This window comes from Pseudomonas sp. GW823-FHT02C02 (genome assembly GCF_058797635.1).
Genome location: NZ_JBXAJV010000001.1, coordinates 503,753 through 516,625, shown reverse-complemented (window position 1 = coordinate 516,625; position 12,873 = coordinate 503,753). Strand labels below are relative to the sequence as shown.

Annotated in this window: 7 protein-coding genes; 2 read left to right on the top strand and 5 right to left on the bottom strand. The window is 58.9% G+C overall.

The genetic code is table 11. The features are described from left to right. Positions 1–45 precede the first annotated feature (45 nt). Positions 46–1,155 carry a PilT/PilU family type 4a pilus ATPase gene (locus tag AC1ROI_RS02280; protein ID WP_102595012.1) on the top strand — a complete coding sequence of 370 codons (1,110 nt, stop codon included), beginning with the start codon at positions 46–48 and terminating at the stop codon, positions 1,153–1,155. A 125-nt stretch (positions 1,156–1,280) separates the two neighbouring features. Next, positions 1,281–5,141, top strand: coding sequence for a hypothetical protein (locus tag AC1ROI_RS02275; RefSeq protein ID WP_102594996.1), 3,861 nt, complete (start codon positions 1,281–1,283; stop codon positions 5,139–5,141). On the opposite strand, the gene AC1ROI_RS02270 is transcribed toward AC1ROI_RS02275, so the two are convergent. The 5 genes from AC1ROI_RS02270 to AC1ROI_RS02250 all read right to left on the bottom strand — a co-directional run bounded on the left by AC1ROI_RS02270 (position 5,138) and on the right by AC1ROI_RS02250 (position 12,873). Then, positions 5,138–7,093: an acetoacetate--CoA ligase gene (locus tag AC1ROI_RS02270; protein ID WP_102594995.1), complete on the bottom strand. Its 1,956-nt coding sequence runs from the start codon at positions 7,091–7,093 to the stop codon at positions 5,138–5,140. The genes AC1ROI_RS02275 and AC1ROI_RS02270 overlap by 4 nt on opposite strands. 148 nt (positions 7,094–7,241) lie before the next feature. Further along, entirely contained in the window at positions 7,242–8,015 is a 774-nt protein-coding gene (gene hbdH, locus AC1ROI_RS02265; protein ID WP_010460859.1) for a 3-hydroxybutyrate dehydrogenase, read from the bottom strand. Between the two features lie 7 nt (positions 8,016–8,022). Beyond that, on the bottom strand, positions 8,023–9,414 hold the full coding sequence (locus tag AC1ROI_RS02260) for a GntP family permease (protein ID WP_010460857.1): 1,392 nt from the start codon (positions 9,412–9,414) through the stop codon (positions 8,023–8,025). 298 nt (positions 9,415–9,712) lie between these two features. After that, the gene (locus tag AC1ROI_RS02255; RefSeq protein ID WP_010460855.1) at positions 9,713–11,128 is read right to left on the bottom strand and encodes a sigma-54 interaction domain-containing protein; all 1,416 of its coding nucleotides are present in this window, start codon (positions 11,126–11,128) and stop codon (positions 9,713–9,715) included. 170 nt (positions 11,129–11,298) lie between these two features. Continuing rightward, entirely contained in the window at positions 11,299–12,873 is a 1,575-nt protein-coding gene (locus AC1ROI_RS02250) for an ABC transporter ATP-binding protein (protein WP_083376592.1), read from the bottom strand.

The following is a 12,873-nucleotide window of genomic DNA, read 5'->3' as shown; positions in this document are numbered from 1 at the left end:
TGGGTCATTACTTTTTCATTGAATGCTTCGCGGGTGTTTTTTGCCATGGAAATCGATGCACTGTTGCAGATACTGTCTGACCGGAATGGATCCGATCTCTATCTTTCCACCGGCGCACCACCCAGTGCGCGGTTCGACGGTGTGCTCAAGCCGCTGACCGACCAGCCATTCAAGCCGGGAGCAGTCGCTGCCATTGCCGAGTCCATCATGGACGCCGAACAGCGCCTGGAGTTCGATCGGGAACTGGAGATGAACCTGGCAATCTCCCTGGCGGGTGTCGGGCGCTTTCGGGTCAACATCTTCAAGCAACGCAACGATGTGTCAATCGTGGCACGCAACATCAAGCTCGACATCCCGCGTTTCGAAGACCTCAAACTACCGGCGGTGCTGCTCGAAACCGTGATGCTCAAACAAGGATTGATACTGTTCGTCGGCGCCACCGATTGCGGCAAGTCAACCTCTCTCGCGGCGCTGATCGATTACCGCAACCGCCACAGCACTGGCCATATCGTCACCATCGAGGACCCGATCGAGTACATCCATCGGCACAAGCAGTCGATCATCAACCAGCGCGAGGTCGGCGTCGATACCCGCAGTTTTCATGCTGCCCTGAAAAACACCCTGCGCCAGGCCCCGGACGTGGTACTGATCGGCGAAATCCGCGACCGCGAAACCATGGAGCACGCGCTGGCGTTTGCCGATACGGGCCATCTGGTGATCTCGACGTTGCACGCGCACAACGCCCATCAGGCGCTGGACCGCATCATCAATTTCTTTCCCGAAGAGCGACGGACGCAGTTGCTGCATGACTTGAGCAACAATCTGAAAGCGTTTGTTTCCCAACGATTGGTGCGGACCCTTGACGGTCAGCGCAGGGCGGCAGTGGAAGTGATGTTGGGAACACCCACGATCGGTGACTTGATAAGGCGCAATCAACTGGACGAACTTAAAGACATCATGGAAAAGTCCGCAGAGTTCGGTATGCAGACGTTCGATGGCGCACTGTATGCACTGGTGATGGAAGGCGCAATCAGTGAGGAAGAGGCGCTAAAACATGCGGACTCGCTGAGCAATCTGAAGTTGCGCCTCAAGCTGTATGGCGGTGGGCCTTCGACCGTCAATGCGCCCAATGGGGACTGGGGGTTAGTGGATTGATGAGGTGGGTAAGGCGGCGACGATGAAATGTTGTCTTATGAAGTTTTACTGTTTAGTTAATTTTTGGTGGGTCAGGATTCACCTTCGATTAATGAATCAGTGAACTAAATACATAAGGTTGTTTTATGGTTGTTAAGTTGAAATATAAAGACTATCCGTTGTCCGGAGCCGTTTCCGAAGTCCAGCACCAGTGGTTAAGGGCCGATGCCGCTGAACGACAAGTGGTCGCGCGCTTGTTGCAAAGTGTCTTCGAGGATCAAGAGGATGAAGGGCCGTACCATTGGCAAGGTTATGAGTTTGAGCTGGCAAAAGGTTCTTCGCTGTATGAAGTCCATATGCCGGGGCGAGTGGCATGGAATAACCTGGCCAACTACACGGTCGTAATGGACGAACTCCGTCGCCACCGTCCGGAGAATATGGCGGCAACCCGTATTAACGAAAACGGCGGACTTGAGATTTTCCGAAAAGACCGGCAAGTGTGGGAAGTCGTCGACGTGAATATCGTCCAGGCGTCGCACTATTATCAAAAGCTGCTGGTGGTAGGTGATATTGCCAGGCAAGCCGGTGGATACATTTACACCGAAGATTTCGTCGATGTGGACCAATGGCTGAGGTTTCATGGCCTGACGGTTCCAACGAACGCGAGCGAAACCAGAAACCTGATCGCGCTTTTCGAGTTTGATCCTGATGTCGATGAGTTGGGGCACTATTGGGGGCAGTTGGTTACGGATGATTCATCATTAGCCGTCTTGTCGGCTGAGCAACGGACCGCCATTCGGCAGGTTACTCAGCGTGTTACCCAGAACACCAGACTGCTGGACATGTTGTACCGCGAAACGGGACGCGCCGTTGCGACACACGAAAATGCCGCCGAGCGGATCGTCGCGTTGGTCAAGCATCCGGTGGCCCAGGCCTGTGCCAGGGAGATTCTGGAAGCGTCGGACTGGTTCGGCGCGCATCCCGGGCAGAACGTCTCTGCGCAAGATCTCGAGCAACTGCTGGTCACCAGCCTGTTGCTGGATCTTTATCCGTCTCTAGGTAGCACCGGGGACCGCAAGAGTCTCGGTGGTTTCGCTTTATATGCGCCGAGCAACGTAGAGCGGTCGCCGGCCATGGTCCGCGAAGAGCTGCAAGCCTTTCTCTATACCAAGGGCTGGGTTGATCCTGCGGCGGCGCCACTGGCGTGTCATCTGCTGCTGGCGGACATTGCGCCGGAATTTCTGGTCAGGGGCGTGCCATCGTCGATGACGTTGGGCTCGGTTGCCTGGGTAACCTTTTGCCATGGCGTTGCCTTGGCGGAAGCGGTCAGGAAGGGCGCGTCGCGTGTGCTGACGTATGCGCAAATCATGGCGTATGTCGAACTGGAGCCTGTCAGCGAGCCGCTGTCCCGACTGCGGGATTTGGCAATGATCGATCCGATCGTCGACTGGGCCCTGATCAACAGCGTTATCAGCGCAAGCGAGCTGACTCAAGCGGCAAAGGACAGCACCGAGCGGGCCATCACCGCGTTCCAGGCATATGCGGAAAACTTCACCCATCTGGCGCGCGTCTATTCCATCCCGATGCCCAACCGCGAAACCATCGCGCGCGAAGCCTTGCAAGGCGCGGTGCCGGAGTGTGATTTTCTCGACGATAAAGTGCTCTATCAACACCCCGGCCTTTATGCGTCCTCCAACCCCATGTCCATGGTCGAGTTGCACATGTCGGCGGATCTGGAAGGTGGCCAGTGGGATTTTCCTGCGGTCTTTCCCGATAAAGTTATTTCCGGGACCCCTGATTTGTTGGCCGGTATCACCCATTACAAAAGACCAACTCAGTACGACCCCTCCGTCACTAGCCTTTATAGTCGCTTTCCAAGGTTGCGAAGCCTGCCCCCCAACAATGTCGAGTACCATCGCCAATTGCGCGATTATCTCGGCCAGTTGAATAACGCGCTGGCGAGCAACATCAAGTTGGCCCTTTCACACATGCTTCCTCATGATCTGGACGTCTTTCTGAACGGAAAAATCAGCTTTTTTACCGTTCGTCTTCCGGCCACCAGAACCGAGTCTTTCTTTTCAATATCGCCGGTCCCTGTTTCAACGACTTACGAAACCCGGCAAGGTAGCGATGCTGTCAAGGGACGCTTCGGCATTGTCATGTTTGCTACTCACGCAAACACGGCGGTGTGTTATGAGTTGTTTACCTTGCGGGGTGAGTTACGGAGAAACAACACGCTCGCCTCGCTGATCATCTCAACAGGCAAATTGCGAACGGCCGCGAGAATGGATTTCGCCGGGGACCTGAATGCGCCGGAACGACCTGTGCCCCCCGAATGGTTGCCTCTTTCTGTTATTGAATATACCGACGGCGTTTTCGCCGGGAATGACGCCAGCAGCGACATGGCAATTATTGAAAAACTGGGCGAACTCCCCGCGCCACTGCAAGTAACGGCTCGCCAGCAGAGTACTTATATAAATGTTGGCAATCCGCAACTGGCGCGAATTGCGGCGTTCGTTGTGAACAATCATCCGTTGCGCACGTTGGACGAAATCGAGTTGATGGCCACCGTGCCGACAGCGCTTGAAACCGAACGCAAAAAAGGCGAAGAGACTGCCGATTACATCGTGAATCTGGTGGTTCCGTTCAAAAAGTGCATCGAGGATTTGTCTTCCGGAGAGCACAACAAGGTCGTAGACGGGATCTACGGTTGCGTCATGGACGCCATGGCGTTGGGCGGGGCATTCGTGGGGGCGGGCGCCAAAGCGCTGAGCATCTCGTCGAAGGCGATCTCCCTGTCGTCCAAAGGCGCCCGTCTGACCAAACTGGCCTTTGTCACCTCCATTTCCCTCTTCAACCCCGTGGATGATGTACCAACGGTGTTTTATGGTGCCGGCAAACTCATCCATAAGGGCGCGTTACGTTTCAGCAGTCAGGCTGAAGCGCTTCTTGGACTGGCGAAGTCCCAGTTGGGCAGACTCCATGGCAGCCACAAATCCTATGACCTGCTCCGCGCCGCCAGTCACGTCCACACCGGACAGGGTAGCTGGCGGCCACGTGGTGCAGTGGGTGAGACCCTGTCAGTGGTGGCCGCGCGCAACCAACTCCAATGGTATGCCCTCGACCGCCTGGGCAAAGCCTGGGGGCCCAAACTGGAGCACTTTGCCTACATGGCGCCTGTCGCCTTGCCGCGCCCAACCAAGACATTGCCTGTCAGTTACACCCGACAGTTCATTGAACAAAGTCTGCCGCGAGCCCGGACTAAAATCGAAAACGCAATCAATGCCTTGATCCGCCGTGACTTTGAGGCGCAGCGCACGTTGGTCGCGAGGCTGCTGATGGGAAGCGATTCGAATGAAGCAATCAATCAGTTATTGAATTATTTGAGAGCGGTCAGGGCGGACTTCGCGGGCGTTTCCATCAGTAACTTCGTCCTTGATCCACTCAAGGACACCCACCACATTGCCGCTTTCGACACGAACGCTTACCAGCAGTGGAAAGGCGCAACCGGGCAATCCGACGCGAAGTTCGTTGAAATCTACACCGTCAATCTCAACCGTCACTTCATCGGCCAGGGTTTCAACCTTGACGTCGTCGCAGACGACTTGATCCATGAGCTGTTTCACGGACCTGCGCAGATCGGTGATGTCGCCTATGCCCGCGACGCCGGCAACGTTGGGGGTGGCCAGTCGCTGGACGTGGCGTCGCTGTTGAACCTGGCCTCCGGACAGCTTGCGGTGACAGATGGAGGCATTGCCCGTCACGCCCGTTCCAAAGCCTTTGAAAACGCCGACTCACTGGCGGTGGTCACTTCGCTGCTGAGCCAGTTGTACACCGACGAAGGCGGGTTTGACCGCAACATGTCCCTCCTTCGGAGCACGCTGGAAGCAAACCCCGAACGTGCGATTGTCGATCCGGTGCTGATCACGCTGAACAAACCCGTGACTGCGCAGAGGTTTGCACAGGGCACGGCAGCCCCGGCCCGAGCGTTCGATCGAACCGTTTAAAAAGCCAGTTCCGGCCGATCCCGAAATTGCTCCAGCGCCTCGGGATTGGCCAACGCATCGGTGTTCTTCACCTTCTGCCCATGCACCACGTTCCGCACCGCCAGCTCGACGACCTTGCCGCTGATGGTCCGTGGGATATCGGTCACCGCGACAATCTTCGCCGGTACATGCCGGGGTGTGGTGTTGGCGCGGATGACCTGGCGGATCTGCTGCTGCAAAGCTTCATCCAGTTCGACGCCGTCGCGCAACTTCACGAACAGCACCACCCGCACGTCATCCTGCCATTGCTGACCAATGGCCACGCTGTCCAGCACCTGTGGGACCTTCTCCACCTGACGATAGATTTCCGCGGTACCGATGCGCACGCCGCCCGGGTTGAGCACCGCGTCCGAGCGGCCGTGGATCATCATCGCGCCGTGGGGCAGCTGTTCGGCGTAATCGCCCTGGGCCCAGACGCCGGGGAACTGGCTGAAATATGAAGCGTGCAGCTTCTCCTGCTGCGGGTCGTTCCAGAAACCAATGGGCATCGCCGGGAAGTGCCGGGTGCACACCAGTTCACCTTTCTCGCCGATCACAGGCTTGCCGTCGTCATTCCAGACTTCGACCGCCATGCCCAGGCTTTTGCCCTGGATTTCGCCGCGACGCACGGGCTCAAAAGGATTGCTGTTCACAAAGCACGAAACGATGTCGGTACCACCGGACATCGAGGCCAGGCACAGGTCGCTCTTGAGGTCGCGATACACGTAGTCGTAACTCTGCGGCGACAGCGCGGAACCGGTGCAAAGCAGGGTTTTCAGGCTGCTCAGGTCATGGCTTTCGCGCGGTTTGATCCCATGGGTTTCCAGGGTGGCGATAAATTTTGGACTGGTGCCGAAGACGCTGATGCGTTCATCGTCGATCAGGTCGATCAAACGCCGGGGGGCCGGATGGAACGGCGAGCCGTCGTACAGCACCACTGCACTGCCCACGGCCAGGGCAGAGACCAGCCAGTTCCACATCATCCATCCGCACGTCGTGTAGTAGAACAAACGGTCGCCGGGGCCGAGATCGCAATGCAGGCCGTGCTCCTTGACGTGTTGCAGCAACACGCCGCCGGTGCTGTGGACGATGCATTTCGGCACGCCGGTGGTGCCGCTGGAGTAGAGGATGTACAGCGGATGGGCGAACGGCACGGGGACGAAATCCGGCTCGCCACCGATGTCGTAAAAATCATCCCACAGCGTCACGTTGGCTCGGGTGTGGAACTGTTCGATGCGTGCCTGTGGTCGGGCATAGGGCACCAGGATCAACTGTTGCAAGGATGGCAGGCGATCGAGGATTTCATTGACCTTGGCGGTCTGATCGATGTCCTTGCCGGCGTAGCGATAACCGGCGCAGGTGATGAGCACTTTTGGTTCGATCTGGCCGAAGCGGTCGATGACGCCCTGGGTGCCGAAGTCCGGTGATGAGCAGGACCAGATCGCCCCCAGGCTGGTGGTGCCGAGCATGGCCACCAGAGTTTGCCAGGTATTGGGCATGCACGCGGCGACACGGTCGCCGAGGCCGACGCCAGCGGCTTTCAGACTGTTTTGAAAACCGGCGACATGCTCGGCGAGTTCCGCCCAGGTCAGGTGTTCACGCTGGCCGTTCTCGCCAATCGCAATGACCGCCACGGCATCGTCGCGACGGCGCAGCAGGTGCTCGGCGAAATTCAGGGTGGCGCCTGGGAACCACTCGGCGCTGGGCATTTGCGCGCCTTCCACCAGCACTGCGTCCGGCTGATCGTGGAAACGGATGTCGAAGAAGTCGACGATCGCCTGCCAGAAAGCTACGCGCTGATCGATGGACCATTGGTGCAGGGCGGGGTAGTCGTCGAGGTGAATGTGGTGCCGCTTAATGATGAAGCGCCGGAAGGCCTCCATGCGGGTTTTGCTGATGCGCTCGGCGCTGGGTTGCCAGAGGATGTCGGACATGGCTTGCCTCTTCTTCTATTTTCAGATTCATTCGCGGGCAAGCCTCGCTCCTACAGGTTTTGCGTCGTGCCACAAATCCGGCTGCAACCACAAAACCTGTGGGAGCGAGGCTTGCCCGCGAAGAACGATAACGCGGTTTACTGCCGAATTACTGCGCCAACCACCCACCATCAATATTCCACGCCGCGCCGCGCACCTGGCTGCCGGCCTCACTGCACAAGAACAACACCAGTTCGCCCAATTGCGGCGGGGTGACGAATTCCAGCGACGGCTGCTTCTCCGCGAGCAAATCATGCTGCGCCTGTTGCGGCTCGATCCCGGTCGCGATGCGTGCATCAATCTGCTTCTGCACCAGCGGCGTCAATACCCAGCCCGGGCAAATGGCGTTGCAGGTCACATTGGTCGTTGCCGTTTCCAGCCCGACGACCTTGGTCAAGCCGATCACGCCATGTTTGGCCGCGACATAGGCGGCTTTACCCACCGAGCCCACCTGGCCATGCACCGAGGCAATGTTGATGATCCGGCCCCAACCTTTGGTGCGCATGCCCGGCAGGCTCAAGCGGGTGCTGTGGAACACCGACGACAGGTTGATCGCAATGATCGAGTCCCAACGTTCCACGGGAAAGTCTTCTACCGCCGCTACGTGCTGGATACCGGCGTTGTTCACCAGGATGTCGACGCCGCCGAACTCACGCTCGGCATAAGCAATCATGTCGGCAATCTGCACCGGGTCGCTGACGTCGGCCGGGTGATGGCCGACCTTGCCACCGAATTGCTCGACCTCGGCAATCACCTTGGACGCATCGCCGAAACCGTTGAGAATCAGATTGGCGCCAGCCTTGGCCAGGCTCAGGGCAATGCCCAGGCCGATGCCGCTGGTGGAACCGGTGACCAGTGCAGTCTTGCCCGAAAGAGTCGTCATGAATACCTCACACAATGCCAGTGGCGTAGAAAGTACCGATCACCACAAAAACCGCCAGGGTCTTGATCAGCGTAATACAGAAAATATCTTTGTAGGCTTCACGGTGGGTCAGGCCGGTGACCGCCAGCAGGGTAATCACTGCGCCGTTGTGCGGCAGGGTGTCCATGCCGCCACTGGCCATCGCAGCCACTCGGTGTAGCACTTCCAACGGAATGTTGGCAGCGTGGGCCGCAGCGATGAAGTCATTGGCCATGGCCGCCAGCGCAATGCTCATGCCGCCCGACGCCGAACCGGTGATGCCGGCGAGCAGGGTCACGGTAATCGCTTCGTTGACCAACGGGTTGGGAATGCTCTTGAGCCAGTCGGCCAATACCAGGAAGCCCGGCAAGGAGGCGATCACCGCACCAAAACCGTACTCCGACGCGGTGTTCATCGCCGCCAGCAATGAACCGCTGACTGCACTTCGACTGCCCTCGGCCAACTTGCCGCGAATCGCCTGGAAGCCGAACACCAGCACCATGATGATGCCGACCAGCAAGGCCGCTTGCACTGCCCAGATCGCCGTGAGCTTGGCGATTTCGGTGGTGACCGGCGCGGCCATGCCCGGCAGTGCGAGGCTGTGGGTCTTGCCATACCACTGCGGAATCCACTGGGTAAACAGCAGGTTCATGATGCCGACTGCCAGCAACGGCGACAGGGCAATCCATGGATTCGGCAGTTTGATGTCGGCCGCGGTTTCCGGCTCGTTGCGCAGTTCGGTGCCATAACCTTCACCGGCGGCCTGCGCCTTGTTGCGCTGGCGTTGGAGAAACAGCATGCCGGCGCAGACTACGAAGATCGCGCCGATTACACCCAGCCACGGCGCCGCCCACGCGGTGGTGTTGAAGAAGGTGCTGGGGATGATGTTCTGGATCTGCGGGGTGCCGGGCAGGGCGTCCATGGTGAACGAAAACGCACCGAGGGCGATGGTCGCCGGGATCAAGCGCTTGGGGATGTTGCTCTGGCGGAACATTTCAGCGGCAAACGGGTAGACCGCGAACACCACCACAAACAGCGACACGCCGCCGTAAGTCAGCAGGGCGCAGACCAACACGATCACCAACATCGCCTGACGTGTACCGAGCAACCGAATCGCTGCCGCGACGATGGAGCGTGAGAATCCCGACAGCTCAATCAGCTTGCCGAACACCGCGCCGAGCAGGAACACCGGGAAATACAGTTTGATGAAGCCGACCATTTTCTCCATGAACACCCCGGTGAAGGCAGGGGCGACGGCGGAAGGGTCGGTGAGCAAGACGGCGCCGAGGGCGGCAATCGGGGCGAAGAGAATAACGCTGTAGCCACGGTAAGCAGCCAGCATCAGCAGCGCGAGGGCTGCCAAGGCAATGATCACACTCATGGTGTGTCTCCTGGATTGTTATTTTTGTAGGGTGGGACTTTTGTGGGAGAGGGCTTTAGCGAGATTCGTGCCATTTGTTTAAGGCATTGAAATATAAGGATATTTAATTATTTATAAGGTGATTCTGAATGATTTGTCTCTTATTCGAGATTTTTTTGCGGCTGTGAGAGTGCCTTCGCGGGCAAGCCTCGCTCCTGCATGATTTGCGGTCGTCCGCACAAACAAGAGCGCCTTGGTCCCGTAGGAGCGAGGCTTGCCCGCGAAGAGGCCCTATCTACCAATAGAGATCAGTGTCTCTTTAGGGAGACTCGGCAATCCCTAGCGCCACCATCTTCTTATACAAAGTCGACCGCCCCAGCCCCAGCCGCGCCGCCGCTTCAATCACCTTGCCCCCGCATTGCGCCAGGGCAGATTCAATCAATTGCCGGTCAAACCGCTCCCGCGCCTCGCTGAACGTTTCCTGCGCAACGGCCTCAACGACCCTCGGCGCCACACGCGTCACTGGTGTGAACGTCCCGATTGCCGCGCGGATGTCCCCTGCATTCAGCACCAGGTCATCACTGAGCAGCGCCGCGCGTTCCAGCACGTTGCGCAGCTCACGGATATTGCCCGGCCAGGCGTGATGCGCCAGCAGGTCCAAGGCTTCGGTGTTCAGCTCATGCTGGCTGCGAAGTTCCTCAAGGATCGCTTCACTGAGCGCTGGCAAGTCATCAAGACGATCGCGCAGAGGCGGCACGTTGATCGGCAGCACGTTGAGCCGGTAGTACAAGTCCGCGCGAAATTCGCCGCGCTTGATCGCCGCTTCCAGGTCCGTGGAGGTCGCTGCAATCACTCGCACATCACTCTGGATGACCTCATTGGAACCGACCGGCTCGAATTCCTTTTCCTGCAAAACGCGCAGCAACTTGCTTTGCAGCGGCAGCGGCATGTCGCCGATTTCATCGAGAAACAGCGTGCCGCCCTGGGCGATCTGCAACTTGCCGGCCCGGCCCTTGCGATCGGCGCCAGTGAAGGCGCCCGGCGCGGTGCCAAAGAATTCGGCTTCGAGCAACGACTCGGGAATCGCTGCGCTGTTGATGCTGACGAAGGCTTTGTGCGCGCGGGGTGAAGCGCCGTGGATCGCCTGGGCCAGCAGCTCCTTGCCGGTGCCGGTTTCGCCGAGCAACAGCACCGGTGACTCGGCACTGGCACTGCGCCGGGCGCGGCGTTTGACTTCCAGGCTGGCGGCGCTGGTCCCGATGAAGTGGGCGAAGTTGTATTTGGTCTGCCGCGACCGCAGCAACGAGCGGGTAGAGGCCAGTTCTTCCTGCATGCTCAGGTAGCGTTTGAGCATCGGAGACAGGCTGTGCAATTCGTCGAACAGCGCAAAACCAATGGCGCCGATGACGGCGCCCGCGTCGTCGTGGATCGGCAAGCGCATGACCACCAGGGGTTCTTTCGGCGTGTCCTGCATATCCAGCAAAATCGGGCGACCGGTGCGAACCACCTCACGTAGCAAGCTGCCCGGTATCACGCTTTCGCACGCTTTGCCGATGGCCACTTCGGCTGATTCCAGGCCGAAGCGGCGGGCATAGCGCTCGTTCATCCAGACGATATTCGCGTCGCGGTCGACAATCACCGTGCCCTCGCTGGATTGCTCGATGATCTCGAACAGCGAACGGATCGCCAGCAAGCGAACGCGCTGGTAGTCCTTGAGGCTTTCGGTGGTGTTCATGGGTTTCATGTCCAGAATGTGTGTTGTCTTGGCGGGCCTCTTCGCGGGCAAGCCTCGCTCCTGCAGGGTTTGTGTCGAGCCACAAATTCAGCGATAACCACCAAACCTGTGGGAGCGAGGCTTGCCCGCGAAGGCCGCGACGCGGTTCATCGATGTGGACGCGATTATGCCTACCGCGTATGCGCCGCCGCCAACAGCTCTTTGGTGTACGGATGCTGCGGCGAATCGAATACGTCGTGGCTGGCACCGCTTTCTACCACTTTGCCGTCCTTGATCACGATCATGTCGTGGGCCAGGGCACGTACCACCGCCAGATCATGACTGATGAACAGGTAGGTCAGGCCGTGTTTTTCCTGAAGTTGGCGGAGCAGGGCGACCACTTGTTTCTGCACGGTGCGATCCAGTGCCGAGGTCGGTTCATCGAGCAGAATCAGCGCCGGTTTCAGCACCAGCGCCCGGGCAATGGCGATGCGCTGACGCTGGCCACCGGAGAACTCGTGGGGATAGCGATCACGGCTTTGCGGGTCGAGGCCGACTTCTTCCAGTGCACGAATCACTTCGGCTTTGCATTCATCAGCGGTCAATTGGCTATGCACTTCAAGCCCTTCGCTGATGATCTGCGCCACGGACATGCGTGGACTGAGACTGCCGAAGGGGTCCTGGAACACCACCTGCATCTTCTTGCGCCATGGCCGCAACTGCTTTTGCGTCAGACCGTCCAGTGCCTCGCCCTGAAAGCGAATGCTGCCTTCGGAATCGAGCAAACGCAGAATCGCCTGGCCCAGGGTCGATTTGCCCGAACCGGACTCGCCCACGATGCCCAGGGTCTTGCCACGCTGAATGTTGAGGCTGATGCCGTCCACCGCGTTCAGATACGTCTTGCGCTGGAACAAGCCGCCACCGAGGGCAAACTGCACGCGCAGGTTGTCCACTTCCAGAACGTTCTCGCGCTCGTCCCGGGGCAGGGCTTCGCCTTCCGGTTCGGCGTTCAGCAGCACGCAACTGTAGGGATGTTTCGGTTCGGTGAAGATCGTTTCGCAGGTGGCCTCTTCGACGATTTCCCCGGCCTTCATCACGCACACACGCTGAGCGATGCTGCGCACCAGATTGAGGTCGTGGCTGATCAACAGCAGCGACATGCCGAGACGCTGTTGCAGGGACTTGAGCAGAATCAGAATCTTGCGCTGCACTGTCACGTCCAGCGCCGTGGTGGGTTCGTCGGCGATCAGCAACTGCGGCTCGCACGCCAGGGCCATGGCGATCATTACCCGTTGCCGCTGGCCACCGGACAGCTGATGGGGATAGGCCTTGAGCCGCTCTTTGGGTTTCTGGATGCCGACCAGTTGCAGCAACTCCAGAATCCGCGCTTGCGCCGCGTTGCCCGTCAGGCCTTTGTGCACCAGCAGGGTTTCGCCGATCTGCTTTTCGATGCTGTGCAACGGGTTGAGCGAGGTCATCGGTTCCTGGAAGATCATCGCGATCCGGTTGCCGCGTAGCTCACGCAACACCTGGGGCGGGGCACCGAGCAATTCCTTGCCGCGATAGCGAATGCTGCCCGTGGTCCGGGTGCCGGTCTCGGGCAGCAGTTGCAGGATCGAGTGGGCGGTCACCGATTTGCCGGAGCCCGATTCGCCGACCAATGCCAGGCATTCGCCGGGATGGATGTCCAGGCACAGATTGCGCACCACCGTCTGGCCATTGAAGGCCACGCTGAGGTCACGGATTTCGATCAGGTTGGTACTCAT

Excerpts from the sequence above, each read along its gene's own strand:
- AC1ROI_RS02280 (WP_102595012.1), top strand. The coding sequence starts at position 46 with ATGGAAATCGATGCACTGTTGCAGATACTGTCTGACCGGAATGGATCC.
- AC1ROI_RS02275 (WP_102594996.1), top strand. The coding sequence starts at position 1,281 with ATGGTTGTTAAGTTGAAATATAAAGACTATCCGTTGTCCGGAGCCGTT.
- AC1ROI_RS02270 (WP_102594995.1), bottom strand. The coding sequence starts at position 7,093 with ATGTCCGACATCCTCTGGCAACCCAGCGCCGAGCGCATCAGCAAAACC.
- hbdH (WP_010460859.1), bottom strand. The coding sequence starts at position 8,015 with ATGACGACTCTTTCGGGCAAGACTGCACTGGTCACCGGTTCCACCAGC.
- AC1ROI_RS02260 (WP_010460857.1), bottom strand. The coding sequence starts at position 9,414 with ATGAGTGTGATCATTGCCTTGGCAGCCCTCGCGCTGCTGATGCTGGCT.
- AC1ROI_RS02255 (WP_010460855.1), bottom strand. The coding sequence starts at position 11,128 with ATGAACACCACCGAAAGCCTCAAGGACTACCAGCGCGTTCGCTTGCTG.
- AC1ROI_RS02250 (WP_083376592.1), bottom strand. The coding sequence starts at position 12,873 with ATGAGTACCAACCTGATCGAAATCCGTGACCTCAGCGTGGCCTTCAAT.